Source organism: Pseudooceanicola sp. NS-SX9, assembly GCF_057380705.1.
Map to the genome: position 1 here is coordinate 1,718,184 of NZ_CM170818.1, position 25,148 is coordinate 1,743,331.

Here is a 25,148-nt window from a genome sequence, read left to right on the forward strand (position 1 = left end):
TTCAGTTTGTAGCCTCCATGCACCCTTGGCATTCACAGCTAACTGCCATGGTGGTTGCTGCGTACCCGTTGGTCGGTGACGATAGGAAAGTGGTCGAATTGCTTCGGGCAAGCCCATTGGTACCGATTCGATGGCTGATGACCGCGCGGGCGATCCCGTTGCGAAGATGGAGGAGCGACTTCACTGAGCTAAGCACGCCGTTCCTCCTTCCAAGCGATAAAGAATTGCAACTCAATTTGAATGCGAAGTCCCTCTAGCTCGGCTAGTGCTGCCACGTACATGCTGCGCTTGTCGTCTGCCAAGAACACCTAATGGTCGGTCCGCTAGCTGCGCATTGCGGACGCACGACCCGCCGCAGGCTGCACGTGCGGCGAACGGCAGAAGGTCCGCCCTGCCGATCTTCATCTTCCGAAAATGCTGCGCGATGGACGAATGGCCGGTCTGGTGAAGCTGCACCGCGGCGGTTGGCCAGGGACTGAACGGCAGGTCTGGGCCGGACTTGATCTGAGAGCATCCGCGTCGTCAAGGGCAGACAGCCGTCAGTCGCTGTGGGCTTGAGTAGCGGCAGTAGGTGGGTATGAACGCTGCGGTTCGCCAAGCTGATTTTGGTCACCTCATGTCCAGGAAGACCATCGAATTGCCCGGGGACGATTTGCGGATAGGGATTGTCCTAGATCGGGGTGAACGTGACAAGCACCGGACCTACTCTCCTACAGTAGCGCAGGTCCGGCAGGCTTGAACCTAGTTCTTGCAACCATTCTTGTCGCACGTAATTTTCTCGTGCGAATTCACCCAGTGGTCTGGGTTGGCTTTCGTATCGAAGCCGCATCCAGTCTTGCCGCCTTTTGTCCCGCTATGGACCTCATTTGTCGGGGTATGTTTCACTGCCATCTTCCAACTCCCTCTTAGATATCATTTTTGCCATATCCATTGATTGTGCCAATTCGAATCAGCACAACTAAAAAGAGTACACCAAGAGTGGAATAGGTATCCAAAATTTTTGACGTATTTGCTACAGGTAGAGATTGGGAGACGACTTACCGCTGCCAGTCGGATCAAGTGGAAAGCCGGCGTAGGGGGGGGCGAAACCGGCCCTTTTTTGGCGCCGGTTCTCAGCTGCCCGTAGAGCACCGTCCTTAACCACGCTTAGCCTGACCGTCCAATTCGGGGCTGACACCGGTCATCTGCCGTGCCTCGCACGAAGGTCGGCTCTGGGCCGCCTGCGCGCCTTCCCTTGCACGCCTGCAACAGTCGGGGCATAATCTGGCATCGGCCAACAGAAGGGGGACCGGGCGACAGACGCCGCCCGATCCTCACGGCCCGGCGCCTTCTGTGATCGGGCACGGCCTTCCGGCACATCACAACATTAATTCCTAAGGGGCTGATATTAAATCCACATTCGGAAAGGTTCTGGATTTGGGTACAGGGGGTCGTGAGTTCGAATCTCGCCGCCCCGACCACTTAATCAAGCACTGGCGGGCTTCTTCGTTGTAAGAAGATTTCGCGTTGTGTTGATGTTGTGTCGGGCGTCCTGGCTGCTGTAATCGGACATAATTAAGGGGTCCAAAGAGGACACCAGCCGGCAGTATCCGTCGCTAGGCGTCGTCAGGTGTCGCAAGGCGTCTTTTGACGTTGTGTCCGGGCCTTACAGTAACCGGTGTCTGTAGCCCACGTTGCCGTGTGTGGCGTCGATTGCGAAGTGATACGCATCTCATGATGGGGAGTGCGTTTCGCAATGTGCGCGATCAGATCGTTTCTCAATTCTCTGGGCGTCGAGGTCCATGCCTCGGGTCATCGGCGCTGGCCGGATGGGGCCAAGGCCCGTGCGGTTTCGGAAACGCTGAAGCCCGGCGTGACTGTGAACTCCGTGGCCGAGCGGTACGGCATCCGTCCCAATCAGCTTTCGGCATGGCGACGGCTTGCGAAGGACGGCAAGCTGGTGCTGCCCGCCGCTGCTCCCGACGAACCGGTCTTCTCGCCTCTCGTGGTCTGCGATCCTGCCGAAGATGTTGGGACGCATGAGGCAGGGCCTGTTCTGTCCCCGATCCAGATTGCCCATGGCGGCGTCGTGATCGAGTTGGCGCATGACACGCCTGCGGTCCGCATCGCGGAGATTGTTCATGCCCTCGGGATGACGCCGTGCTGATGCCGTCTCAGGGCGTGCGGATCCTGGTGGCGACGAAGCCGGTAGACTTTCGGAAAGGCCATGACGGGCTCGCAGCGCTGGTCCAGTCCACGCTGGCCGAAGATCCTTTCACGGGGACGGTATTTGTCTTCCGCTCAAAGCGGGCTGACCGGTTGAAGATCCTGTTCTGGGACGGCAGCGGTCTGGTCATGGCTTACAAGCGCCTGGAGGAAAGCACCTTCACCTGGCCTGCCATCCGCGACGGCGCCATGACGCTGAACCGGGCGCAGTTCGAGGCCCTGTTCGCAGGCCTGGACTGGCGCCGGGTGCGATCGCTGGAAGTGCGCCGTCCGGCTGTGGCAGAGTGACTCGGCCTGGGGAATATCCGCGCAGTACGGCCTGAAGCGCGGTATCATCCGGCCATGTCCAGCGCCTCGCCCATCGACCTGTCCGCGATCCCCGAGAGCCAGCGCGCCGCTGTTCTGGCGCTGCTGCAGGAGCGTGATGCGCTGAAGGACGCGAGACCTGTGGCTGGAGCATCTCGTGGCCGAGCTGAACCATGTCGTGCATGGCAAACGCTCCGAGAAGCTGAGTGAGGACGACCGGCAGCTGGCCTTCGAGGACCTGGAAACGGCCATCGCCGAGACCGAGACCCGCAAGGAGCAGGCTGCGCCGTCCACCACGACGCCGCGCCGAACGCGTCAGCGCAACCTCGGCCATCTGCCTGCGGATCTGCCGCGCATTGAGCGCGTCATCGAACCGGCGAGCCTCGATTGCCCTTGTGGCTGCGGTCGCATGCACCGGGTCGGCGAAGATCGTACAGAGCGCCTCGACATCGTCCCGGCGCAGCTCCGCGTGCTGGTCGACATCCGGCCGAAGTATGCCTGTCGGATCTGCACGGACGGGGTCACTCAGGCTGTCGCAGCGCCCTGGCTGATCGAAGGCGGGATGCCGACCGAGGGCGCCATCGCGCACGTCCTGGTGTCCAAGTTCGCGGACCACCTGCCATTTTACAGGCAAAGCCAGATCCTTGCCCGCTCCGACATCCAGATCGACCGCAGCACCTTGGCGGACTGGGCGGGCACAGCCGCGTTCCACCTCGGCCCCGTGGTCGACCGGCTGACCGAACACCTGAAAGGATCGACCAAGCTGTTCATGGACGAAACCACCGCCCCAGTGCTGGACCCCGGTCGGGGCAAGACCAAGACCGGCTACCTCTGGGCTCTGGCGCGTGATGACCGCGGTTGGGGCGGAGAGGATCCGCCCGGTGTCGTCTTCACCTACCATCCCAGCCGCGCAGGCGCGCACGCGGAACAGATCCTGCAGGGCTTCGACGGAATCCTGCAATTGGACGGCTACACCGGTTACGATCGGTTGACGCGCCCCTCCCGCAAGGGCGGCGCGCCGATCACGGTCGCGCATTGCTGGGCACACGGTCGCCGGAAGCTGAAGGAGGTCTTCGACCGGGATGGATCCGAGATCGCTGCCGAGGGACTGCGCCGGATTGCCGAGCTCTACCGCATCGAGGCCGAGATCCGCGGCATGGGCCCCGGTCAGCGCCTGTCGGCCCGCCAGACCCGCAGCGTGCCCCTCGTGGCCGAGTTCGGTGATTGGCTGCAGGCACAACGCCTGCGTATCTCGGCCAAGTCGCGGCTGGGTGAAAAGCTGACCTACATCCATCGCCACTGGGGCGGACTGCAGACCTTCCTCCACGACGGTCGCATCGAAATCGACTCAAACGCCATCGAGAACCTGATCCGGCCGATCGCCTTGACGAGAAAGAATGCCCTCTTTGCAGGACATGACGAGGGCGGTCGTACCTGGGCCCGCATCGCCTCCCTGATCGCCACCGCGAAGGTCAATGGCGTGGAACCCTTCGCTTATCTGAAGGCGACCCTCGAAGCGATCGCCGCCGGTCATCCGGCCAGACGGATCGACGAGCTCCTGCCATGGAACTTCACCCCGTCAAGCTGAACACGCGTGGGGCGGAAACACCGGTTACGCCTTACAGGCGTCGTGCGACGGCAAAGAAGAGCCCAGGACGGGCGTCACCGGAGCAGTCGATTTCCCTCGTGCGGACAAAATTAGCGGGCCAGGGCCTCTCTGAGGCGATTTCCGCCCTCTTACGCTCCATCTGCCGTTCATCCCCTCAGATCCAGGAAAAACGTAAGCGCTGTCTTCGCCCCATGGGGGATCAGGTTGACTTGCTGAAGTTCCAGGGAAGGAGCTCATCGATCCTGGAGTTCGGGTGGCCAGCTGCGATCGCCTCCAGGGTCGCTTTGAGATAAGCGAATGGCTCCACGCCGTTGATCTTCGCGGTCGCGATCAGGGAGGCGATGCGGGCCCAGGTGCGGCCGCCCTCGTCGTGGCCGGCGAAGAGCGCATTCTTTCGCGTCAGGTCAATCGGACGGATCAAGTTCTCGATGGAATTGGAGGCCATCTCGACACGGCCGTCGTGGAGAAAGGTCTGCAGCCCGCCCCACTGGCGGTGGATGTAGGTCAGCTTCTCGCCAAGGCGCGACTTGGCTGAGACGCACAGCGGCGCGCTGGCTCTCGGGGATCGCGGACAGGTCGATAGGCGGGGCGCTGGACATGGGCGGGTTATACCGCGCCCGGGGTGCCGATGTCCGGCTATTCAGCGCGGTGAGTCACTCTGCCACAGCCGGACGGCGGACCTCCAGTGACCGCACCCGGCGCCAGTCCAGCCCGGCGAACATGGCCTCGAACTGTGCTCTATTCAACGTCATCGCCCCGTCGCGGACCGCCGGCCAGGTGAAGCTGCTTTCCTCCAACCGTTTGTAAGCCATGACCAAACCGCTGCCGTCCCAGAACAGGATCTTTAACCTGTCGGCGCGCTTCGAGCGGAACACGAAGACCGTTCCGGTGCATGGGTCCTCGGCCAGCGTCGACTGGACCAAGGCTGCGAGACCGTCATGGCCTTTCCGGAAGTCCACCGGCTTCGTCGCCACCAGGATCCGAACGCCCTGCGAGGGCATCAACATGGATGCGCCTCCAAGGCGTGGACGACCTCGGCGATCCGGGACACAGGCACATCCTGCGCGAGCTCGATGACGACCGTACCCCGTACAATCCTGAGCGGTGCCCCGGCGCAGGGCAGTTCGGGCTCAGAGGCAGCCGCGATCTCATCGCGGATGACAAGAGGCGCGAAAACCGCCTCGTCGATCTCGACCGCAGGCAAAATGAGCTTGCCGTCCTTTGCGAGCCGTCGCCACGCCGTCAGCTGGCTCGGCATGATCTCATAGCGCGCAGCGACACCCGACACCGTCGCCCCGGGCTCCAGCGTCTCGGCTACCGCCTGCGCCTTCAGCCGAGGGGCGCTGCTCGGCAATCACGGCTGCCGTCTGGGCGCTGATCGTCCGGGTCAGGCCGGTCGCTGCATTGCGGGCAGAGAGCATTGCCGTGTCCGAGCTTGACATGCTGGCGGCCAGAGCGGTGAACGCCTGCGTGTTCGCCTGGGTCGCGGTTGCCAGGACCGTGAGGGGCTGCTGGGCCCCGGCGGTGGCGATGGCATTTCGGCCGATTTGCGCGGTGGCGTTGGCCGCCTCGTTGGCCAGGGAGGCCATGGACGCGCCTGCGCCCGCCACCCCGAGGGCGGCACCCTGGGCGGCGGCACCGGCCTGCTCGATGGCCTTGCCCGCCAGGCCCGCCTCGTGGTTGGTGGCCTCGGCCGAGGCGCCCAGCGTCTTGAACTCGGCGCCGACGGTGCCGAGTTGCCGGCGGGCCTCAGCCGGTCGAACATCCGAGAGACTTAGCCGTCGTTGCGCCCCTTCGCTCTCGCTGAGGATGTCGCGAAGGTTGCATGTGGCGCCGGACCGGAAAGCGACAGGTCCTTCGCTGCCCGCGTCTGCCAGCGCTTGCCGCCCGGGCCGCAGCCGTCGTTGCGCCTTTGCCGGGGTGGGCCGGCGGTCGTCCTGCTGCCGGACCTGCGTGATCGGGAAAATGCGGCCCGGGCGGGATCTGGATGTGCCGACCCGCCGGGCGATAGCGTTTTCCGCGGCGGATCATAAGGCCTCTGGCCCGCGGATCGCAGGACGGGCCGGCCGGGGCCGCCGCCTATCGGGAAGGTCAACTGCCGGAGGGGCGCACAGGGCGGCACCCGGCCGGGCCTTTGGATAAGCGGATCGGCGCAACCGGCCTGCAGGGGGCGGGAACGGGGCATGTCCTGCCGTCGCCCTGTACGGAAGGGACATCTTCGGGCGTTGGTCCGGGCTCTGCGACACGACCTGTTGCGGATGCGGCCGGGCAGGTCCCGCAGGCGTCAGGATACCAGGTAGATATGCGGCCGCCCGCCCAGCCCGTGGATCAGGTTTTCGGCCTCCTCCTCGACCGTATCGCCGATCTCGTCGCGGCGGCGCACGATGGCCAGGGCCAGGCAATCCACCAGCAGGTCCTCGGCGCAGGGGCCGAGCCGCCTTCGAAGGTAGATCTTCACTGCCTCGGGTGGGCCGTTCAGGGGCATGCCGGGCTCTCTGCCTGCGCTGATGAAAACCGCGCGATGGTGGAAGCGTCCGCGCCGGCAGACAAGGCCAAAATAATGGAACCGGGCCGGAAAATCACGGCAAGGTGAAGACCCCGCCGGAGAAAGCCGCGCCAGGCGCCGGGAACGCAGGCAGCCCCGGGGCTCGGGTCCATGGCGCACGCGTGGGACGCGGCCGCAAGGCGCCAGCAGCCCCGGCGCGTCGCGGCGGCCGATATCGGGCGCGGGCTGTCAGGGAAAGGCGGGATTGGCCGAACGCGGTGCCAGGTCAAGAGCCGGCCGCGCGTCGCCCGGTCACAGGGGCAACCGAGGGCCTGCATGTGGACGATCCAATGTCCTGCAGGAACAGCCCGGCGCTGGCTGGGGGCGGCCCATCCGATCCGGGGAGCCTGGGCTGAGACCGGGCCAGCACCGTTCCGCCGGTGAGGGATCCCGAACGGCGCAGGGAATGGTGCCCGGCCTCGGGATCAGGGTGCGGGGCGGGTCGGATGCCGTCAATCGGCGGGCCGGGCCCGGGCCGGGTTCCAAGGCGCGATGACGAGGTTTTGGGCAGACCCGCGCGCCCCCATGGGCATTCTCCAGACGGGTGGCGTGCGGGGCGTCTTATCGCCTGTGCTTTTGTTTCAGCTGGGCCTCGCGGACGCAATTATCGACCAGCGGCACGCAATAGGCGTAAAGCTCGGTATGGGTGTTGCTGTCGCCGGCGAAATCGACCTCGGCCACCTTGTCGTCGACAAAGCGCACCTGCATCGAACAGGTCGCGCCGCCACTGACCGAAACCGTCCCGGCCGACCCTTCCAGCGGTCCGGCATCGACCGAGGGCAGCGAGACAGCGACGCCGCTGCGCGTGCCGCTCTTGGCATAGGTCCAGATGTCGGTGTCGTCGTCCATCTGGACGGTGGCGGTGGGAAAGCCCGCGCACATCCGCATGCGGGTCTTGCTGAAACCGGTCAGGGCATGGCGGGCCTTGCGGACGACCTCGGCCTGGGGAACCACCGTCGAGGTATCGTCGGGCGGCCCGCAGCTGCCGAGCGGCAAAAGCAGCAGGCCCGCAGCAAGGCAGGCAAGGAGTGGGCGCAGCGCGAGAGGTATGGTCTGGCTCATGCCCACAAGGATTCAGCGGCCCAGCCGGAAATCAACATCCGGGCGGGGGGTCGGCGAAAGCTTGCGGGATCGCAGGGCGGACCGGCGGCTTGCTGCTTCGGGCCGGGTGCCCCGGCGTGATCCTGCCAGTTGAGCGGGGGCGTCTGGCTGGGCGGGGGTGTTGGGTTGCGCGGAGTCGACCGGTTGTGCGGGGGCGTCGGGTTGAGTGGCGGCGTCCGGTTGGGCTGGGGCGCCCGGTTGCGCGGGAACGTCCGATTGCGCGGGGGGGCGTCCGGTAGGACGGGCGGGACCGGCCGGTCAATCGGGCTGGGCGGTGAAGCGGGCGATCACCTGGCTGGCGGCGCGCAGCACCGCCTTGTCCTGCTCTGTCAGCCCCGAGATCCACAGATCCGCCATCCAGCCCGCCCGGGCCGCGCGGGCGTGGTGCAGCAGGCTCTGGCCGGCCTCGGTCACCGCAAAACGCACCGCCCGGGCATCGGCCGGATCCGGGGCTCCGGTGATCAGCCCCCCGGCCGAGAGATCGGCCAGCAGCACCCGCATGGTCTGATGGGTCACGCCGCGCAGCCGGGCCAGCTGGGCCGTGGTCAGCGGGCGCTCGGCGCGGTCCAGGTGGCCAAGGGTCGCCAGACGCGCATCCGACGGTGTTCCGGCGTGCAGGCGCACCTTGCGGACCAGCGCGCCGGTGGCCTGTCGGATCTGCTCGGCCAGCTCAAGATCATGCGGTTCGGTCATCGGGTCCTCCGGTCCTGACCAGGGGGTAGCGGTTTGAGGTGCATGGGATCAAGAGATAATCTATACAGTATATCTGTATAGATTCGAAAGGAGTTGACGATGGACGATGCAGCAACTGTGGTGCGCCGGTTCAACCGCGAAGTCATCGAACAGGGTGATCGCCGGGCCTTCGAGGCGTTGATGGCGGCGGATTTCGTCAATCATGCCGCTCTGCCGGGGACGCCGACGGGCGCCGAAGGGATGTGGACCACCTTCGAGCAGGTGCTGCGGCCGGCGATCTCGGGGCTGCGGGTGGTGATCCATGACCAGCTGAGCGACGGGGCCAAGGTCACCACCCGGAAATCCATCGAGGGGCTGCATACGGGGCCGCTGCTGGGGGCCGCTGCTGGGGGCCGCGCCGACGGGGGCGCCGATCCGCATCGACGTGATCGACATCGTGCGCGTCGCCGGGGGGCGTTATGCCGAACATTGGGGGCTGAACACGCTGGCGGCGGTGGTGGCAAGGGGGCAGGACCAGGCATGACGTGACCGGGTCCGCCGCACTGGCGGGGCGCCCGGCCTTCCGGGGGGGCGCATCCCGGCGCGGTGCCGGGGGCGTTCGTTCCGGTCAGGGCGCGGATGCCGAGCAGCCGCCCGAAGGGGGACACGTGCGACAGGCCGGATCTGGCGGTGTCATGCCGGTGCGCGCAATGCGCCGGGGGCCGTTGCGTCTTTCGGTTGGCACCGGGCTTTGTTCCGCGTATGTTCCAGTTACAATTCTGACCTGCCCCTGACAATGTGCCTGCATGACGATCCCCCCCGTAGACCCCTCCAGCTATGTCCCCGAGGACGCCAAGGCGAACGGCGCCTATTACACGCCGGATGCCGTGGTGCGCTCTCTGGTGTCCTGGGCCGTGCGGGACGAGACGGACGTGATGCTGGACCCGTCCTGCGGCGACGGGCGCTTTCTGATGGGGCATGTCAATGCCGTGGGCGTCGAACAGGATCCGCGCTCGGCTGCGGTGGCCAAGGCCAAGGCCCCGGGGGCGCTGGTGCACGAAGGGGATTTCTTTCGCTGGGCCGCCCATACCGAGGCGCGCTTTGACTGCGCGGCGGGCAACCCGCCCTTCATCCGCTACCAGCGCTTCAAGGGCGAGGCCCGGCGTGCCGCGCTGGAGCTTTGCGCCCGCCATGGCGCGCAGTTCAGCGGGCTGGCCTCGTCCTGGGCGCCGTTTCTGGTGGCGGCGGGCAGCCTGGTCAGGCCGGGTGGCCGCATGGCCTTTGTCGTGCCCGCCGAGATCGGCCATGCCCCCTATGCGGCACCGCTGATCGAATGGCTGTGCGACCGCTTTGCCCATGTCCAGGTGGTGGCGGTGCGCGAAAAGCTGTTCCCCGATCTGTCCGAGGACTGCTGGCTGCTTTATGCCGAAGGGGCGGGCGGGCGAACCGGACGGATCGGCATGACGGTGCTGGAGCGTTTCACCGCCTCGAACGCGCCGCCCGAGGTCTCGGTGCAGGTGCCGCTGGAGGACTGGCGCACGACCTGGAACCGCCGTTTGCGCCCGTTCCTGTTCTCGGCCCGGGCGCGTGCCCTTTATGTCGATCTGGCCGAACGTCCGACGACCCGGCGGCTGGGCGCGCTGGGGTCGGTCGGGATCGGCTATGTCAGCGGCGCGAACGACTTTTTCCACCTGCGCCCCTCTGATGTGGCCCGCTGGCGCATTCCGGCAAAGCTGCTGCAACCGGCGATCCGCAATGGCCGCATGCTGCCCACCGAGGTCCTGAGCCGCGCGACGCTGACCCGCCTGATCAAGGCCGATGCGCCGATCCATCTGCTGCGGCTGCACCGCGGCCAGGATGTGCCGGCGGCGGTGCAGCGCTATCTTGACAGCCCCGCCGGCCAGGAGGCCCGCATGGCCTACAAGTGCCGCATGCGCGATCCCTGGTATGCGGTGCCGGATGTGAAGGTGCCGCATTTCTTCCTCAGCTACATGTCCGGCCGGGCGGTCGGGCTGGTGCGCAACGAGGCCCGGGCGACCTGTCCGAACACGTTGCACTGCCTGACGCTGAGCGATCCTGCCGACATGGCCGCCATCGGTGCCGCGCGGGCGACGCCGTTCTTCCAGCTGTCCTGCGAGATCGAGGGGCATCCGCTGGGCGGTGGCATGCTGAAGCTTGAGCCGCGCGAGGCCGCCCGGATTGCCATCCCGGACCCGGACGCGCTGGCGGATCTGGATGTCGAACTGGCGCGCCAAAGCGTCACCGAGCTGCAGCACTGGCGCCACTACACCGCCGATCCGCGCCCCCAGGGGCGCTGAAGGGGGCCTTATGGCGACTGATATCTCGTTGAAATCCCGGGCCTGGCCGCTGTTCGACCATATCGTGGCGATGGCTGCCCCCGGGGGGGAACACAGCAACCCCTGGCAGCGCCCCCCCGAGGGCCCGCTGCGCTTCGTCCCCGATTTCGAGGTGCTGAAACGGCTGCTGGGCGTGCCACTGTATCTTGGGGCGGCGACGCAATCGGGCATCCCGGCGCTGGCGCTTGATGTCTGGCTCAGTTACGAGCTGCGCCGGGCGGGGTTCGGCCCCGATCAGGTCTGGCCGCGTCCCGAACATCCGCGCATCCTGCCGATGCCGGTGGCGAACCTGCTGAACGCGCTGCCCCGCCAGGAGCGCGCCAGCCTTCTGGCCCGGCTGGCGAAAGCCGGCGCGATCCCGGGGGTCACGGCCTCCAGCGCGTCGATCCTGGGCAAGAACTACCTTAAGCAGGTCGATGTGATCATGACGGACTGGGCCACCGGCCCCGAGTTGCTGATCTCGACCAAGCGGATGGATTCCTCGTTCGGCAAGAATGCTCCGAACCGGATCGAGGAATCCTATGGCGATGCCAAGAACCTGCGCCTGCGCCATCCGATTGCGGCGCTGGGCTTTCTGTTCGGCCTTCGCGCGACGATCCTGCAGAAGGAACCCGAGACCGCGGAATGGCTGTTCGACCAGATCGCCAAGCTGGGGCGCGAGGATGACGCCTATCATGCCACCTGCGTCCTGCTGATCGACTATGCCGATGCGGCGGGGCCGGATGCCGCCGCCGGGCCAGAGGACCCGGAGGCGGTGCTGGCGCGCCTGCCGGCGGTGCAGATCCTGCCGGACCGCGTGCCCGAGGGGCTGGATCCGGCCGGTTTCCTGGACCGGCTGGTGATGCATGTGCTGCGCAACACGCCGGTCAACATGCATGTGCGGGCGCGGCGGCTGCGCACTGCGGCCTGAGGCGGCGCGGCGCGGGGATCAGCCGCGCCAGGCCTCCATGAGCTCTGCCGGCAGGCAATCGCGCAGCGCGTGGAAGAACAGGTCGATCTCCAGCGCCAGCTCGACCTCAAAGTCGTTCAGCTCGGGGCCGCTCCAGCGGTGCCGTTCCAGCCGGTCGAGGAATTCCCGGCGCCTCTGGTCGTCGCGTGGCGTCAGCGGCAGGGTTTCGGCGGCGCGCAGCAGGTCGATGCGCCTGTGGACCTCGCGCATGGCGGAAAAGGCTTCCATCATCGGGCGGGTGAGGCGCGGATCGCTCTGCCAGGAGCGCCCGGCGAAGACCTCCTGCACGACCCGGTTGCCGGCGCCCAGGCAATCATAGGCGACGCAGCCGGCAAAGCCGTCCTGGGCCAGCCGGTCGTGGATCGAACAGCCATGCCCCGAGAGGTTGCGGCAGGGTTCGGCGGGGTTCTTGTCGAAGGCAAAGTCCTTGCCCTTGTCGAAGGCCAGCGCCAGGCAGCACAGCGCGGCGCATTTCGAACAGTCGGTCTTCAGGTGGTCGGTCTTTGGCATGGGGCTATGGATCGTTCCGGGGGGCATGCGCGGGGGTATCCCGCGAACCCCCCCTGAATGCAAGATCCGCGCCCCGGGGGGCTGCGGACAGGCGGGCAGGGCGCGGTGCAGGGGGCGCAGGTCGCCCGATGCTTACCGGCGGGCGATGCGCGTCCGGCGCGGGGGCTGTCGACAGGGGGGGATCCTTGCGATGGCGAGGCGGGGGATACCACGCCGCTGCCCGCGGTCCTGTCCTTGGGGTCTGCGCCGGTCTTGCCGCAGGGCGGCTGGCCCCCCCCTATGTCGCAGGTGGCCCTCCGGCGGGCACGGGTGAGGCGCCGGGGGCGCAGGTCCCTTGGGGAAGCCCGGTGGCAGGGCCCAAAAGGTTGGACCCGGCAGGGGCCGGAGGCTAGCGTGCCGGCCAGGGGGCGCCCGGGTCAGGCAGGACCCGCAGGGCAGGTGACTGGCCCCGTCTTCAGGATGATCGCGAAGGGGCACAATGTCGGCATTGTTTCTGGGGCACGTGGTGCTGTTCTCGGCGTTTCCACTGTATTTCTCGACGCTTGAGCCTCTGGTGCGCAGGGTGCATTTCTACCTGTATCTGTCCCTTTTGCTGCTGATCGGCGGCTTTCTGGGCAATGCCTACGGGCTGCCCCTGGCGCCGGGGCTGGCGGTGTCGGGGGGCAACCTGTGCTACGGCGCCTTCATGATGACGGCGGTGCTGTTCGTGCTGAGCGAGCGCGACATTTTCATCCTGCGCCACCTGATCCGGCTGGTGATCGTGGTGGACCTGTTCAACATCGCCTTCTCGGGTCTGGCCAGCGCCGCTCTTTCGGATCCGGGGATCAGCAATCCCAACGGCACGCCGGCGGCGCTGTTCCGCCAGTCGGTGCCGCAGATCCTGCTGGGCGGAGGGCTGATCCTGACCGAGCTTCTGGCCCTGTTCTTCTGGTTCGAGCGGCTGAAGCGCTGGCATCTGCGCGCGCCCTGGATCGAACTGGCCTATCTGGCGGGCTTTGTGGCGGTGCTTTGTGCCGATGGCATCGCCTTCCCGCTGATCGCCTTCGGCGTCTCGCCCGAGGTGGTGGCGGTGGTCTGGGGCGGGCTGGGCGGCAAGGTGCTGTCCGCGACGGCCTTCTCGGTGCCGCTGGTGCTGTTCATGACGCTCTGGCGGCAGCGCTTTGTCAGCTACCTCGGGGCGGATGTCTTCAGCTGGCGGGTCTTCGTGTCGACCTCCAGTGATCTGATCCGCGAACTGAGCGAAAGCGCGCGGGCCCTGCGCCAGGCCGAGACGGTGTTCCGCAGCGCCAAGGAAGGGCTGGCGGTGCTGGGGGCGGATGGCAGGCTGCGGCGCGCCAACGAGGCCTTCCTGCGGCTGACCGGGGCGGGCGGGCCCACGCCCGACGGCTGGTTCGAACATGGCGGCCGGCGGCTGGCGCTGCCGCCCGGCGATGGCACCGCCTGGCGTGGCGAGGTCCGCTTTGGTGCCGGGCGGCAGGCTCAGGGTCTTCTGTCGGTGACCCCGGTGCCGGTCAGCGGCAGCGACGAGGCGACCTTTGTCTGTTCGCTGACCGATATCTCGGAACAAAAGCGCGTCCAGGCCGAGCTTGACCACCTGGCGATGCATGACGCGCTGACGGGCCTGCCGAACCGGCGTGCGCTGGATGCGGCGCTGCGTGGGCTGCAGGGCGCCGCGGCGCTGGCGATCCTGGACCTGGACCGGTTCAAGGATGTGAACGACAGCTTCGGGCATCTGCTGGGGGATGCGCTGTTGCGGCAGGTGGCAGAGCGGCTGCAGGAGGCGCCGGTGCCCGGCGACGGGCCCGCGCTGTTCCGCATTGGCGGTGACGAATTCGCATTGCTGCTGCCGGGGGCCGATGCGGCGGGTCTGCAGGCGGCGGTCGCGGCGCGCAATGCGCTGCTGGAGGCGCCCTTTCGGCTGCAGAACGGTGCGGCGGTGGCACTGAGCGCGACCTGGGGCGGCAGCCTGGGTGCAGAAGAGACGGGCGAGGCGCTCTTTGCCCGTGCCGATGCGGCGCTTTACGATGTCAAGCAGCGCGCCCGGGGCACGCTGGGGGTCTATCATGCCGGGCTGACCCGGGCGGCGCAGCGGCGCCTGGCCCTGGGGCTGCGGCTGCGCGAGGCGCTGAGCGCCCAGATGGCCGGGGATGGCGTGCTGCGGGCCGGGGCGGTGACGGTGGCCTATCAGCCGCAGATCGGCCGCGACGGGCAGGTCTTTGGCCTGGAGGCCCTGGCACGCTGGCGCGACCCGGAGCTGGGGCCGATCTCGCCTTCTGAATTCATCCCGCTGGCCGAAGAGCACGGGTTGATCGGCGCCCTGGGGCGTTTCGTGCTGTGGCAGGCCTGCCGCGACGGGGCGGCCTGGCTGGCGGCCGGGGTGCCGGTGGGCAAGCTGGCGGTCAATGTCTCGGCGCTGCAACTGCGCGAGGCGGATATGGTGGGGCAGGTGGCCGAGGCGCTGCGGGCCACCGGCCTGCCGCCCGGGCGCCTGCAGGTCGAGCTGACCGAGACCGTTTTCCTGGGCCGCGAGAGCGAGGTGCTGCCGGTCTTCGAACGGCTGAAGGCGTTGGGGGTGCAGCTGGCGGTGGATGATTTCGGCACCGGCTATTCGTCGCTGTCGTTCCTGCCGGTGCTGCCCTGGGACACGCTGAAGATCGACCGGGGCTTCGTGGCGCCGGCGGCCGCGGATCCGCGGCGCCGGGCGCTGGTGGCGGCGATCACCGCCATGGCGCAGGGGCTGAAGCTGTCGGTCATTGCCGAGGGCGTCGAAACCCCCGAGCAACACGCCCTGCTGGCCGAGATCGGCTGCGATGCCTTCCAGGGCTTCCTGTTCTCGCGGCCGCTGCCGACGGGTGCCGTGGCCGCGTACTGCCGTGGCCGGGCGGCCTGAGGCCCGCAATGGGATTGGGGGGGCGGGTGGCGTCGTGACCGGGCCAGCAGGACGAGGTTGCAATAGCGCAGCGCCGTGCCGGTGTGCGGGGCCGCCCTGTCCGATGGCGCGGCGTCCGGCTGCGGCGGGGGCATCCAGTGCAGACTGGTGGCGGGCCGGACAGCGGGCGTGATGCCGGGGTTCTCTGGATGTTCTGCGTTCAGCGGATGGGCAATATCCAAACGGCCCCTCTGGGCGGATGTAGTTGAAAAGGTCGGCTGAGAACGCCGATTTTGAGGCTCGTCGTCGCTGAGCCAGGCCGTTGCATTCGGGCGATCGCCCGTTCCTCCGCCTCAAGGCGGTATGATGGCCGTTCAGCTCATGCTGCGGCCTCCTGTTTGATGCTTCGCGAGCTTTCGGAGGTTCTTGGCGATGGCGGCGAGCAGGAAGTCGTCCCTGGTGCCATTTGGTCCGCGTAGCCGCGGCCGTGTCAGACCAAGGATGCGCTTGAGGTGCGCAAAGAGCATCTCGACCGTTTTCCGCTTGTCGCGTGACACCTTGCAGGCCCTGGCCTTGCGGCACTCCCTCGCGAACTCGCGCGCCTCTTCACGGGGCTCGTGCGTGACATATTGGGCATCGGCTTTCGGGCAGAAGATCTTTTTGGATGAGCGTCCTGTGGCTGGCGCCCTTGGCTGACGGGCGGCCTGGCCTGAGGCCGGGCCGCCCGCTGTCCCCCCGAGGCTGGGGCTATTTCATCCAGTTCAGCAGGTACCCTGTCAGGTCCTGCCAGCCACCGATCACCGCGATGCCCACAAGGCTGGTGATCAGGAACGGCAGCGCAGCGGCGGCGATGCGCTCCAGCGTCAGGCCGGTGATGTTGGCGGCGACGAACAGGTTGATCCCGACCGGCGGGGTGAACAGGCCAATGGCCAGGTTGATCGACAGGAAGATGCCGAACCAGACCGGATCCCAGCCCATCTGGTGCACCACCGGCAGGAAGATCGGCAGGCAGATGAACATGATGGTGATGGCATCCATGAACATGCCCGCCACCAGCAGCACCACCGCGATCACCAGCAGGATCACCATCGGCTGGTTCGAGAAATGCAGCAGTGCCTCGGAATAGCGGCCCACCACGTCATCGACGGTGATCACCCAGCCGAAAAGCCCAGCAAAGCACACCACCATCAGCACCACCGCCGAGGAGCGCGCGGCATCCTGCACCGTCTCCATCAACCGCCGCAGCGACAGCGAGCGGTAGACGAACAGCCCCAGCACCATGGCATAGACGGCGGCGACGATGGCGGCCTCGGTGGGGGTGAAGATACCCACATAGATGCCGCCCAGGATCACCACCGGGGTCAGCAGACCCCAGAAGGCCTCGCGGAAGCTGTGCCACAGCTGGACGCGCCAGGGGGCATCGCTCCAGTTGACCTCGGCGGCCTGGCGCTGTGCCAGGACCTCGGGGACCTGGGGGCTGCCGCGCCGGGCGAAGGGCAGGGTGGCCAGCATCATGACCCCCATCATCACCCCCGGCAGGATGGCGGCGATGAACAGGCTGCCGATCGAGACCTCGGCGATGACGCCGTAGATCACCAGCCCGATCGAGGGCGGGATGACGATCGAAAGGGCCGCGCCGGTGCAGACCAGGGCTGCGGCATAGGCACGGGAATAGCCGTCCTCGACCATGCCGCGCATGATCATCGGCCCGATGGCCGCGACCGAGGCCGGGCCGGATCCGGACACTGCGCCCCAGAACAGGCTGACCACGACACCGACCACCCCCATGCCGCCGGGCAGAGAGCCGATGGCGATGCGGAAAAAGCGGATCATCCGGTCCGCCAGCCCGGCGCTGCCCATCAGCATGCCCGCCAGGATGAAGAACGGGATCGCCAGCAACGAGAACTTGGTGATCCCGGACGAGATCAGATCCCCCACCATGTCGAGGCCAAAGCCCATCTGCCACATCGCATAAAGCGACGACAGTCCCAGCGAGAAGGCCACCGGAACCCGTACCGCCAGCAGAACGGCGAAGAGGATCAGCATTTGCGTGCCCGCGGTCAGCTCAGGCATCGAGATACTCCGCGCCTTCGATGTTCACATCCTGTTCCTGTCCGCTGCGGTATCGCGCCAGATCCGACAGGGCGAATTGCAGCGTGCGCAGCGCGGTCAGCAGAAAGCCCAGCGGCAGGCCGGCCGAATAGTACCATGCCGGCACCTGCAACCCGGGAGAGGTGACGCCAGAGCGGATCTGATTGTCCACCAGCTGCAGGCAGAACCAGGCGGTGAACAGCAAGAGCGCAACGCCACAGGCGGCCGAGAACAGCTTGAACGCCATTTCAGCGCGGCGGCCGAACAGCCCGGCAAAGAAGGTCACCGCCAGATGCTGGCCTTTCTGCGCGGCACTGGAGGCGCCGAAGACGGTCAGCAGCAGGAAGCCGGTCAGCAGCAGCTCCTGCGAGGCGGCAAAGGAATAGCTGGTCAGGTAGCGGACCACCACATTGGCAAAGCCGACGGCCGTCATCGCCAGAAGCAGGGCGCAGCAGACGTAGGCTTCGAAATTGTCTAAGAGCCGTTTCATGGATCCCTCCGGAACGGATGGCGGAGGGAGGCCCCTCCGGGACAGGCAGGGGAAGCGGCGCGCCACCGGGGCGCGCCTGCGGCGGTCATTGCAGCGCCGCCTGGTCGCTGGTGGCGATGGTGTCCTGGAACAGCTTCACCAGATCCGGGCCGACCTTGGCCGACCAGGTGCCGAAGGCGGTGGTGGTCGCGGCCCTGAAGGCCTTCAGCTCGTCCTCGGTCGGCTCGTGGATCTGCATGCCCTTCTGCGCCAGCACCTCAAGCCCCTGTGCGGTGGCCTCGCGGGTGATCTGCTTTTGGTAGGTCATGGCCTGCTGCGCGGCATCGGTGACCATGGCTTGGGTCTTGGCATCCCAGCCCGACCAGCGCTTTTCGCTGACCGCGATGAAGATCGGATCGTAGGAATAGTGCCAGGGCGTGATGTACTTCTGCACCTCATAGACGCGCTGGGGGATGATCACGGCACCGATCGGGTTCTCCTGGCCATCGACCACGCCCTGCTGCAGCGCGGAATAGGTCTCGGTCCACTGCATCTGCTGGGGGTTGGCGCCCAGTTCGTTCATCACGTCGATGTACATCGGCCCGGCGACACGGATCTTCAGCCCCTTCAGATCCTCGGGGCGGGTGATCGGATGGACGTTGTTGGTGATCTCGCGAAAGCCGTTCTCGCCCCAGGCCAGAAGATGCAGCCCGTGCCCCTCCAGGATCTCGCCCATCTTGCGGCCGGGATCGCCTTCGGTCGTGGCATCGACCTCGTTGTAATTGGCATAGAGATAGGGCAGCGAGAACACGGCCATCTCGGGCACCAGAGGCGTCACGTTGATCGCCGAGGTGACAACGAAATCGATCGAGCCGCGGCCGACCATCTCGGCCTGCTTCATCTGGTCACCGCCGGTCAGCTGCGCATTGGGGAAGATCCGCACGGTCATCTTGCCGCCGGTGTCCTCCTTGACCAGCTCGGCAAAGCGCTCGGCGCCCTTCTGCCAGGTCGTCGTTTCGCTGGTGTTGTGCGACAGGCGCAGCGTCTCGGCGCCGGCCACATGGCCAAAGGCCACGGCAAAGATGGCCGTGGCGGCCAGTTTCGTGAAATGCATCACGCAGTCCTCCCTGTGAAAATGGCCGTCCTCCAACAGCCGCCCCAAAGCGGCCATAATGTGGACGTCATTGCAAGAGGAAATTCTACAAAGGTGGAAATCGCATACCCATTCTTGTGGGATATGCCAGGCCTGCGCTGGGAAAAAAGGGTTTGACGCCGGACTGTCCCGTCCCGCATCCTATACATGTGTCCATATTGTGGACATGGAGGCGACTCGTTTGGTCGCTCCGCAGCCCTCCGGGGCGGCCCCGTTCGTTCCCGGATCGAGAATTGGACCTGTTGATGAAGCAACCCAGACTAAGCCTGCCCGAAGCCGAGGGTGCCGTGGCCGGGGCGCAAAGCGTCGCCCGCGCGCTGGGCCTGCTGCCGCTGATCGGGCGCAACCCGGATGGCGGGCTGGGGCTGGGCGAGATCGTCGAGGAAACCGGCCTCAGCCGGCCGACGGCGCGGCGGCTGCTGCTGTCGCTGATCCATGCCGGCATGGTCGAGCAGGATCCCCGCACGCGCTGCTACCTGCTGGGCGAGGAAACCTATGTGCTGGGCACGCTGGCGGCGCGGCGGTTCGGGCTGGTGGACGTGGCCCATGGCAGCGTCGAGCAGCTGGCCAAGCGCACCGAGGACACCGCCTTCCTGTCGCTGCGCCGCGATGCGTTTTCGCTTTGCGTGCACAAGGCCGAGGGCAGCTTTCCGATCCGCGTGCAGGCGCTGCAGGTGGGCTACCGGCATCCGCTGGGGGTCGGGGCGGGGTCGCTGTCGATGCTGGCGGCGCTGGAGGATGACGAGATCGACGAGATCCTGGAACAGAACGATGCGCTGATGCAGGCGGAATATCCGCGGGTCTCGCCGGCGCTGCTGCGCGCGGCGGTGGATCAGACGCGCACGCGCGGCTGGGCGCTGAACCCCGGCATGGTGCTGGCCAACAGCTGGGCGGTGGGCCAGGTGATCCGAATGCCCGACGGCAGCATCGGCGGCGCGCTCAGCGTGGCGGCGATCGACAGCCGGCTGGATCCGCTGCGCCAGCAGGAGGTGGCGGGCCAGATCGCCGAGGCGGTGACCCAGGTCGAGGCGCGCCTGGCCAAGGTCTTTGCCCGGATGCGGCCGAAGGAGGGCACCCCGGCGCGTTAGCGACGACGGCCGGCGCGGGGCAGGAGGGCCCTTCGCCGGTGGCAACACAGGAGGAGAGAAAAATGGTTACGGCACGGATCACCGGCTGGGCGCACACGCGCTTTGGCCGCTCGGAGGCGCCGGACACGGCCGGCCTGATGGCCGAGGTCGCGCTGCCCGCGCTGGAACATGCGGGCCTGCCCGCATCCCAGGTCGACGGCATCTTCGTGGGCTGCATGAACAACGGCTTTTCGCGGCAGGATTTCCAGGCGGCGCTGCCGGGCATGGTGGCCTCTGAACTGGCCCATGTGCCCGCCACCCGCTACGAGAACGCCTGTGCCACCGGTTCGGCCGCGCTCTATGCGGCGCTGGATTTCATCGAGGCCGGCCGCGGCGAGGTGGCGCTGGTGATCGGGGTCGAGAAGATGACGGCCCTGCCCACGGCCGAGGTCGGAGAGATCCTGCTGGGCGCCAGCTGGTGCCCCGAGGAAGCCGGGGTGGCAGGCGGTTTCGCCGGGTTGTTCGGGCGCATCGCCGCCAGCTATTTCCAGGCCCATGGCGACCAGTCCGAGGCGCTGGCGATGATCGCGGCGAAAAACCATGCCAACGGCGCCCACAACCCCTATGCGCATATGCAAAAGGCCTTCAGCGTGGCGCAGTGCAACGAGGTCTCGGAGCGCAACCCCTATGTCGCCCGGCCGTTGCGGCGCACCGACTGCTCGCTGATCTCGGACGGGGCGGCGGCGCTGGTGGTGGTGTCGGCGCGGGTGGCGGCGGATCTGCCGCGCGCCGTGGCCTTCCGGGCCACCACCCACACCAACGACGTGCTGGCGCTGTCGCGGCGCGATCCCATCGCCTTTGACGGCCCGCGCCGCGCCTGGGCGGGATCGCTGGCGGCGGCGGGGCTGACGCTCGATGATCTCGATCTGGTCGAGACCCATGACTGCTTCACCATCGCCGAGCTGATCGAATACGAGGCCATGGGCCTTGCGGCGCCCGGGCGCGGCGCCGACGTGATCCGCGACGGCATCACCCAGCCCGGCGGCCGCCTGCCGGTGAACCTGTCGGGCGGTCTGAAATCCAAGGGCCATCCGATCGGCGCCACCGGCGTGTCGATGCATGTCATGGCGGCGATGCAGCTGGCGGGCGAGGCCCCCGAGGGGCTGCAGGCGGCCAATGCCAACATCGCCGGTGTCTTCAACATGGGCGGGGCGGCCGTGGCCAACTACTGCTCGATCCTGGAGCGCGTGAAATGAGCTTTGCATCCACCTCGCCCGATCCGCTGGGCGGCCTGGCGCCGCGGTCGACCCGGGTGTCGAACCTGGCGCATTTCCTGACCCGCAATGCCCGCCGCCATCCCGACCGCATCGCCCTGAGCTGGCAGGGCCAAGACTGGAGCTGGGCCGAGCTGGACGCCCGCGTCTCGGCGCTGGCCGCCGCCATGCAGGCGCGGTTCGGCATCCGCAAGGGCAGCCGCGTGCTGGTGCAGTCGCAGAACTGCAACCAGATGTTCGAGACCATGCTGGCCTGTTTCCGGCTGGGGGCGGTCTGGGTGCCGACGAATTTCCGGCAGAGCCCGGAGGAGGTCGCCTGGCTGGCGCAGTCCTCGGGGGCCGAGCTGATGATCTGCGGGTCGGAATTCCCCGATCATGTCGCCGCCTGCGGCATCGGCCAGGTGATCCGCATCGGCGGCGGCGGACCCGACAGCCACGACGCGCTGGTGGCGGCCTTCCTGGGGCAGACGGTGGCGAATGCGGCGGTGGATCGCGACGATCCGTGCTGGTTCTTCTTCACCTCGGGCACCACCGGGCGGCCGAAGGCGGCGGTGCTGACCCATGGGCAGATGTCCTTCGTGGTGCTCAACCACCTCAATGACCTGATGCCGGGATCGGGGCCGCATGACGTGTCGCTGGTGGTGGCGCCGCTGTCGCATGGCGCGGGCATCCACCAGCTGGTCAAGCTGGCGGCGGGCGGGCGCACCGTTCTGATGCCGGCCGGGCGCTTCGAGGTGGCCGAGGCCTGGCGCCTGGTCGAGACCTGCGGCGTCACCAACATGTTCACCGTGCCCACCATCGTGAAGATGCTGGTCGAGGACCCCTCGGTCGCCCGGTTCGACCGCTCCAGCCTGCGGCACGTGATCTATGCCGGGGCGCCGATGTACCGCGCCGACCAGGTGCGGGCGCTGCAGGTGCTGGGGCCGGTGCTGGTGCAGTATTTCGGCCTGGGCGAGGTGACCGGCAACATCACCGTGCTGCCACCGTCGGACCATCACATCGAGGACGCGGCGATGCGCCTTGGCTCTTGCGGGGTCGAGCGCACGGGGATGCAGGTCTCGATCCAGGACGAGGCCGGACAGGAGCTGCAGCCCTTCGAGACCGGCGAGATCTGCGTCTGCGGCCCGGCGGTCTTTGCCGGCTATTACAACAACCCCGAGGCCAATGCGAAATCCTTCCGCAACGGCTGGTTCCGCACCGGCGACCTGGGGCATCTGGATGCCGAGGGCTACCTTTACATCACCGGGCGCAGCTCGGACATGTACATCTCGGGCGGCTCGAACGTCTACCCGCGCGAGATCGAGGAAAAGCTGCTGACCCACGAGGCGCTGACCGAGGTGGCGATCCTGGGCGTGCCGGATCCGAAATGGGGCGAGGTCGGCGTGGCGGTCTGCGTCACCCGCCCCGGCACCCGGATGAGCGCCGAAGAGGTGACGGCCTTCCTGCAGGGCAAGGTCAGCAGCTACAAGCTGCCCCGGCAGGTGTTCTTCTTCGACGAGATGCCGAAGACCAGCTACGGCAAGATCACCAAGAAGCTGATCCGGGACACGCTGGTGGAACGCGGCCTGCTGGTGATCGGGGAACCGGCATGACCGCGCCGGTTGCCGGTGCCCCGGTGCCAGATCCCGCCCGGCCCGAGCCGGATCTGCGGGCCGAAAGCCCCGGCCGGGCGCGATCCGATCCGCCACCGCCGGCAGATGCAGGGGGCGCGCGGCCCGGGGTGCGGCCGCCGCTGCGGCATCCCGGACCGCTGCAGCAGCCGCGTTTCGACGCGGTGACGACCCGGCTGGAGGCCTTCGACATCGCGCTTGACGGCCGCCAGCCCTTCGAAACCGCGATCACCCAGGCCTTTGCGCAGCGTCAGCTGGCGGCGGGCTGCCTGACGATCGGGGAACTGGCCTTCGACCGGATGGACTACGTGATCCCGGCGACCTCGGAATTCCCCGACCGGCTGGCCTGGTATTCGGCGCCGCGCAGCCCGCAGGGGCCGGTCAGGATGCTGTGCGGGCATGTCTCGGTCGGGCGCAGCGGCGGGGCGGGGGCGATCCATTGCCACGGCACCTGGCGCCTGGCCGACGGCCGCCCGGCCATGGGCCATCTGCTGGGCGATCGCAGCTGGCCCGCCGCCGGTCAGCGGCTGCGGGCCCTGGGGTTCCGCGATGCCCGGCTGGAACGCCGCGCCGACCCGGAAACCCGCTTCGATCTGTTTCGCGCCGAAGGCCCGGGGGCCCCGGCCGGTTCACCCCCCGAGGCCATCGTGGTCACCGCCCGCCCGAACGAGGACCTGCCCGCCCTGTGCATGGCGCTGTGCCGGGCGCATGGGCTGCGGCGGGCCCGGGTGCTGGGCCTGGGCAGCCTGAACGGCGCGGGCTTTGCCGGATTTGCGACCATGCAGGATCCGGTCAGCGAATTCCTGCTGCGGCAGGGAACGGCAGGGCCAGAGGAGGCCCTGCTGGAGATCGCGGTGATCGACAGCGCCGCGAACTGCTTCGAAGGCGTGCTGGCCCCCGGCTGCGGGCGCGTCTCGGTCACCTCGGAACTGGTGCTGCTGGCCGCCTGAGGCCCGCCGCGTCATCGCATGGACAGGAGGAGTGTTCCATGAAGACATCCAGACCCATTCTGATCACCGGCGGCGCCTCGGGCATCGGGCTTGCCGTGGCCCGCTGCTGCCTGCGGGCGGGCTTTCCGGTCGTGCTGCTCGACATGAATGCGGCGACGCTGGAGGCGGCCCGGACCGCGCTAGGCCAACCCGGGCAGGTGCTGACGGGGGTGGCCTCGGTCACCGACGAAGCCGCGGTCGAGGCCCTGTGTGACCAGGCCGAGGCGCAGTTCGGGCCGCTTTACGGGGTGGTCAATTCTGCCGGCATCGGCGTTGATGCCCGGGCGCTTGACACCAGCGTCGAGGATTTCCGCCGCGTGGTCGAGGTCAACCTGATCGGATCGTTCACGGTCGCCCGGGCGGTGGCGCGGCGGATGCTGCCGCAGCAGGCGGGCAGCATCGTCAACATCGCCTCGGTTTCGGGAATGCGGGGCAATGTGGGGCGCGCGGCCTATGGCGCGACGAAGGGTGCGGTGATCACCCTGACCAAGGTCATGGCGGTCGAACTGGGAGAGCTGGGCCTGCGGGTGAATGCCGTGGCCCCGGGCCCGGTCGAGACGCCGATGGTGCGCGACATGCACACGCCCGAGATGCGCCAGGGCTGGATCGACACCGTGCCGCAGCGCCGCTACGGCCAGCCCGAGGAGATCGCCGAGGCGGTGCTGTTCCTGCTGGATGGCGACCGCGCGGGCTATATCACCGGCCAGGTGCTGGCGGTGGATGGCGGCTTTACCATAGGCGGGGTGCTGACCGGGGTGGCACCGCGCGACACCGCGTCCGACGCCCGGCTACGGGAGGCGGTATGATGGCGGATCCCCTTTATATTGCGCTGGACCTGCTGCAGCCGCGCGGTCCGGCGGCAGGCACGGCCTGGGTGGCGCCCGGGGCGGTGCTGATCGGAGATGTGCGCCTGGCGGCCGAGGCCAGCATCTGGTTCGGCGCGGTGCTGCGTGCCGATGACGGCCCGATCCTGGTGGGCGAGGGATCGAACGTGCAGGACAATGCGGTACTGCATGTCGATCCCGGCGACCGGCTGGAGATCGGCCGCGACTGCACGATCGGCCACCGCGCCATGCTGCATGGCTGCCGGATCGGTGACGGCAGCCTGGTGGGCATGGGGGCGACGGTGCTGAACGGGGCGCGGATCGGCCAGGGCTGCCTGATCGGTGCCGGCGCCCTGGTGCCCGAGGGCCGCGAGATCCCCGATGGCGCGCTGGTCATGGGCGCGCCGGGCCGGGTGGTGCGGATGCTCGATACGGCGGCGCGCGCCGGGCTGCTGGAGGGCGCGGCGACCTATCGCCGCCGCTGGCGTCGTTACCGGGACCAGATGCGGCAGGCGTCGCAGCTGGCCGGTCCGCTTCCGGTCTGAGGT

General features: G+C 67.7%; 21 protein-coding genes and 3 pseudogenes. 13 read left to right on the forward strand and 11 right to left on the reverse strand.

Annotated elements, in window-relative coordinates; genetic code table 11:
• The first annotated feature begins 1,723 nt into the window (after positions 1–1,723).
• From AC2ITM_RS08205 to tnpC, 3 genes and pseudogenes are all read left to right on the forward strand, one after another.
• On the forward strand, positions 1,724–2,146 hold the full coding sequence (locus tag AC2ITM_RS08205) for a transposase (protein WP_486466498.1): 423 nt from the start codon (positions 1,724–1,726) through the stop codon (positions 2,144–2,146).
• Complete coding sequence (gene tnpB / locus AC2ITM_RS08210) at positions 2,146–2,493, forward strand: IS66 family insertion sequence element accessory protein TnpB (protein WP_486469385.1); 348 nt, start codon at positions 2,146–2,148, stop codon at positions 2,491–2,493. Before AC2ITM_RS08205 ends, tnpB (AC2ITM_RS08210) begins: the two co-directional genes overlap by 1 nt.
• A 54-nt stretch (positions 2,494–2,547) precedes the next feature.
• Positions 2,548–4,099, forward strand: a pseudogene (tnpC, locus tag AC2ITM_RS08215) (IS66 family transposase).
• Between the two features lie 220 nt (positions 4,100–4,319).
• Here tnpC and AC2ITM_RS08220 read toward each other — a convergent pair.
• The 6 genes and pseudogenes from AC2ITM_RS08220 to AC2ITM_RS08245 all read right to left on the reverse strand — a co-directional run.
• A pseudogene (locus AC2ITM_RS08220) lies at positions 4,320–4,658 on the reverse strand (transposase domain-containing protein); the annotation flags it as partial.
• A 115-nt stretch (positions 4,659–4,773) separates the two neighbouring features.
• A complete protein-coding gene (gene tnpB / locus AC2ITM_RS08225) occupies positions 4,774–5,127 on the reverse strand; it encodes an IS66 family insertion sequence element accessory protein TnpB (RefSeq protein ID WP_486469326.1) in 354 nt (117 codons plus the stop codon).
• Entirely contained in the window at positions 5,121–5,474 is a 354-nt protein-coding gene (locus tag AC2ITM_RS08230) for a transposase (RefSeq protein ID WP_486469327.1), read from the reverse strand. The genes tnpB (AC2ITM_RS08225) and AC2ITM_RS08230 overlap by 7 nt, the downstream gene beginning before the upstream one ends.
• A gap of 930 nt (positions 5,475–6,404) precedes the next feature.
• The gene (locus tag AC2ITM_RS08235) at positions 6,405–6,605 is read right to left on the reverse strand and encodes a hypothetical protein (protein WP_486469328.1); all 201 of its coding nucleotides are present in this window, start codon (positions 6,603–6,605) and stop codon (positions 6,405–6,407) included.
• Positions 6,606–7,226: 621 nt separating this feature from the next.
• Complete coding sequence (locus tag AC2ITM_RS08240; protein ID WP_486469329.1) at positions 7,227–7,727, reverse strand: hypothetical protein; 501 nt, start codon at positions 7,725–7,727, stop codon at positions 7,227–7,229.
• A 297-nt stretch (positions 7,728–8,024) separates the two neighbouring features.
• Complete coding sequence (locus tag AC2ITM_RS08245; RefSeq protein ID WP_486469330.1) at positions 8,025–8,459, reverse strand: MarR family winged helix-turn-helix transcriptional regulator; 435 nt, start codon at positions 8,457–8,459, stop codon at positions 8,025–8,027.
• Between the two features lie 99 nt (positions 8,460–8,558).
• On the opposite strand from AC2ITM_RS08245, the gene AC2ITM_RS08250 reads away from it, so the two are divergent.
• The 3 genes from AC2ITM_RS08250 to AC2ITM_RS08260 all read left to right on the forward strand — a co-directional run bounded on the left by AC2ITM_RS08250 (position 8,559) and on the right by AC2ITM_RS08260 (position 11,705).
• Positions 8,559–8,987 carry an ester cyclase gene (locus AC2ITM_RS08250; RefSeq protein ID WP_486469331.1) on the forward strand — a complete coding sequence of 143 codons (429 nt, stop codon included), beginning with the start codon at positions 8,559–8,561 and terminating at the stop codon, positions 8,985–8,987.
• 257 nt (positions 8,988–9,244) lie between these two features.
• Entirely contained in the window at positions 9,245–10,756 is a 1,512-nt protein-coding gene (locus AC2ITM_RS08255) for an N-6 DNA methylase (protein WP_486469332.1), read from the forward strand.
• Between the two features lie 10 nt (positions 10,757–10,766).
• The gene (locus tag AC2ITM_RS08260) at positions 10,767–11,705 is read left to right on the forward strand and encodes a hypothetical protein (protein ID WP_486469333.1); all 939 of its coding nucleotides are present in this window, start codon (positions 10,767–10,769) and stop codon (positions 11,703–11,705) included.
• Between the two features lie 18 nt (positions 11,706–11,723).
• Here the strand turns inward: AC2ITM_RS08260 and AC2ITM_RS08265 are convergent, their stop codons facing one another.
• The gene (locus tag AC2ITM_RS08265) at positions 11,724–12,254 is read right to left on the reverse strand and encodes a hypothetical protein (RefSeq protein ID WP_486469334.1); all 531 of its coding nucleotides are present in this window, start codon (positions 12,252–12,254) and stop codon (positions 11,724–11,726) included.
• A gap of 478 nt (positions 12,255–12,732) precedes the next feature.
• Between AC2ITM_RS08265 and AC2ITM_RS08270 the strand changes: the two genes are divergently transcribed.
• Positions 12,733–15,144 carry a putative bifunctional diguanylate cyclase/phosphodiesterase gene (locus AC2ITM_RS08270; RefSeq protein ID WP_486469335.1) on the forward strand — a complete coding sequence of 804 codons (2,412 nt, stop codon included), beginning with the start codon at positions 12,733–12,735 and terminating at the stop codon, positions 15,142–15,144.
• Positions 15,145–15,497: 353 nt separating this feature from the next.
• Here the strand turns inward: AC2ITM_RS08270 and AC2ITM_RS08275 are convergent.
• From AC2ITM_RS08275 to AC2ITM_RS08290, 4 genes and pseudogenes are all read right to left on the reverse strand, one after another.
• Positions 15,498–15,788: pseudogene (locus AC2ITM_RS08275) on the reverse strand (transposase); the annotation flags it as partial.
• An 82-nt stretch (positions 15,789–15,870) separates the two neighbouring features.
• Positions 15,871–17,196, reverse strand: coding sequence for a TRAP transporter large permease (locus AC2ITM_RS08280; RefSeq protein WP_486469336.1), 1,326 nt, complete (start codon positions 17,194–17,196; stop codon positions 15,871–15,873).
• Positions 17,189–17,704 carry a TRAP transporter small permease gene (locus AC2ITM_RS08285; RefSeq protein WP_486469337.1) on the reverse strand — a complete coding sequence of 172 codons (516 nt, stop codon included), beginning with the start codon at positions 17,702–17,704 and terminating at the stop codon, positions 17,189–17,191. Before AC2ITM_RS08285 ends, AC2ITM_RS08280 begins: the two co-directional genes overlap by 8 nt.
• Before the next feature lie 85 nt (positions 17,705–17,789).
• A complete protein-coding gene (locus tag AC2ITM_RS08290; protein WP_486469338.1) occupies positions 17,790–18,797 on the reverse strand; it encodes a DctP family TRAP transporter solute-binding subunit in 1,008 nt (335 codons plus the stop codon).
• A 284-nt stretch (positions 18,798–19,081) separates the two neighbouring features.
• On the opposite strand from AC2ITM_RS08290, the gene AC2ITM_RS08295 reads away from it, so the two are divergent.
• The 6 genes from AC2ITM_RS08295 (at position 19,082) to AC2ITM_RS08320 (ending at position 25,145) form a co-directional block, all read left to right on the forward strand.
• On the forward strand, positions 19,082–19,924 hold the full coding sequence (locus AC2ITM_RS08295; RefSeq protein ID WP_486469339.1) for an IclR family transcriptional regulator: 843 nt from the start codon (positions 19,082–19,084) through the stop codon (positions 19,922–19,924).
• A 62-nt stretch (positions 19,925–19,986) separates the two neighbouring features.
• Positions 19,987–21,159 carry an acetyl-CoA acetyltransferase gene (locus AC2ITM_RS08300; RefSeq protein WP_486469340.1) on the forward strand — a complete coding sequence of 391 codons (1,173 nt, stop codon included), beginning with the start codon at positions 19,987–19,989 and terminating at the stop codon, positions 21,157–21,159.
• The gene (locus AC2ITM_RS08305; protein WP_486469341.1) at positions 21,156–22,769 is read left to right on the forward strand and encodes an acyl-CoA synthetase; all 1,614 of its coding nucleotides are present in this window, start codon (positions 21,156–21,158) and stop codon (positions 22,767–22,769) included. The genes AC2ITM_RS08300 and AC2ITM_RS08305 overlap by 4 nt, the downstream gene beginning before the upstream one ends.
• On the forward strand, positions 22,766–23,737 hold the full coding sequence (locus AC2ITM_RS08310; protein ID WP_486469342.1) for a PPC domain-containing DNA-binding protein: 972 nt from the start codon (positions 22,766–22,768) through the stop codon (positions 23,735–23,737). The genes AC2ITM_RS08305 and AC2ITM_RS08310 overlap by 4 nt, the downstream gene beginning before the upstream one ends.
• A 38-nt stretch (positions 23,738–23,775) precedes the next feature.
• Positions 23,776–24,582 (forward strand): SDR family NAD(P)-dependent oxidoreductase, encoded by an 807-nt coding sequence (locus tag AC2ITM_RS08315; RefSeq protein ID WP_486469343.1) that lies wholly within the window; start codon positions 23,776–23,778, stop codon positions 24,580–24,582.
• Positions 24,582–25,145: a gamma carbonic anhydrase family protein gene (locus AC2ITM_RS08320; protein ID WP_486469344.1), complete on the forward strand. Its 564-nt coding sequence runs from the start codon at positions 24,582–24,584 to the stop codon at positions 25,143–25,145. The genes AC2ITM_RS08315 and AC2ITM_RS08320 overlap by 1 nt, the downstream gene beginning before the upstream one ends.
• Positions 25,146–25,148: the final 3 nt, after the last annotated feature.

Excerpts from the sequence above, each read along its gene's own strand:
- AC2ITM_RS08305 (WP_486469341.1), top strand. The coding sequence starts at position 21,156 with ATGAGCTTTGCATCCACCTCGCCCGATCCGCTGGGCGGCCTGGCGCCG.
- AC2ITM_RS08255 (WP_486469332.1), top strand. The coding sequence starts at position 9,245 with ATGACGATCCCCCCCGTAGACCCCTCCAGCTATGTCCCCGAGGACGCC.
- AC2ITM_RS08265 (WP_486469334.1), bottom strand. The coding sequence starts at position 12,254 with ATGCCAAAGACCGACCACCTGAAGACCGACTGTTCGAAATGCGCCGCG.
- AC2ITM_RS08235 (WP_486469328.1), bottom strand. The coding sequence starts at position 6,605 with ATGCCCCTGAACGGCCCACCCGAGGCAGTGAAGATCTACCTTCGAAGG.
- AC2ITM_RS08310 (WP_486469342.1), top strand. The coding sequence starts at position 22,766 with ATGACCGCGCCGGTTGCCGGTGCCCCGGTGCCAGATCCCGCCCGGCCC.
- AC2ITM_RS08240 (WP_486469329.1), bottom strand. The coding sequence starts at position 7,727 with ATGAGCCAGACCATACCTCTCGCGCTGCGCCCACTCCTTGCCTGCCTT.
- AC2ITM_RS08295 (WP_486469339.1), top strand. The coding sequence starts at position 19,082 with ATGAAGCAACCCAGACTAAGCCTGCCCGAAGCCGAGGGTGCCGTGGCC.
- tnpB (WP_486469326.1), bottom strand. The coding sequence starts at position 5,127 with ATGTTGATGCCCTCGCAGGGCGTTCGGATCCTGGTGGCGACGAAGCCG.
- tnpB (WP_486469385.1), top strand. The coding sequence starts at position 2,146 with ATGCCGTCTCAGGGCGTGCGGATCCTGGTGGCGACGAAGCCGGTAGAC.
- AC2ITM_RS08285 (WP_486469337.1), bottom strand. The coding sequence starts at position 17,704 with ATGAAACGGCTCTTAGACAATTTCGAAGCCTACGTCTGCTGCGCCCTG.
- AC2ITM_RS08270 (WP_486469335.1), top strand. The coding sequence starts at position 12,733 with ATGTCGGCATTGTTTCTGGGGCACGTGGTGCTGTTCTCGGCGTTTCCA.
- AC2ITM_RS08280 (WP_486469336.1), bottom strand. The coding sequence starts at position 17,196 with ATGCCTGAGCTGACCGCGGGCACGCAAATGCTGATCCTCTTCGCCGTT.
- AC2ITM_RS08315 (WP_486469343.1), top strand. The coding sequence starts at position 23,776 with ATGAAGACATCCAGACCCATTCTGATCACCGGCGGCGCCTCGGGCATC.
- AC2ITM_RS08300 (WP_486469340.1), top strand. The coding sequence starts at position 19,987 with ATGGTTACGGCACGGATCACCGGCTGGGCGCACACGCGCTTTGGCCGC.
- AC2ITM_RS08320 (WP_486469344.1), top strand. The coding sequence starts at position 24,582 with ATGGCGGATCCCCTTTATATTGCGCTGGACCTGCTGCAGCCGCGCGGT.
- AC2ITM_RS08260 (WP_486469333.1), top strand. The coding sequence starts at position 10,767 with ATGGCGACTGATATCTCGTTGAAATCCCGGGCCTGGCCGCTGTTCGAC.
- AC2ITM_RS08245 (WP_486469330.1), bottom strand. The coding sequence starts at position 8,459 with ATGACCGAACCGCATGATCTTGAGCTGGCCGAGCAGATCCGACAGGCC.
- AC2ITM_RS08290 (WP_486469338.1), bottom strand. The coding sequence starts at position 18,797 with ATGCATTTCACGAAACTGGCCGCCACGGCCATCTTTGCCGTGGCCTTT.
- AC2ITM_RS08250 (WP_486469331.1), top strand. The coding sequence starts at position 8,559 with ATGGACGATGCAGCAACTGTGGTGCGCCGGTTCAACCGCGAAGTCATC.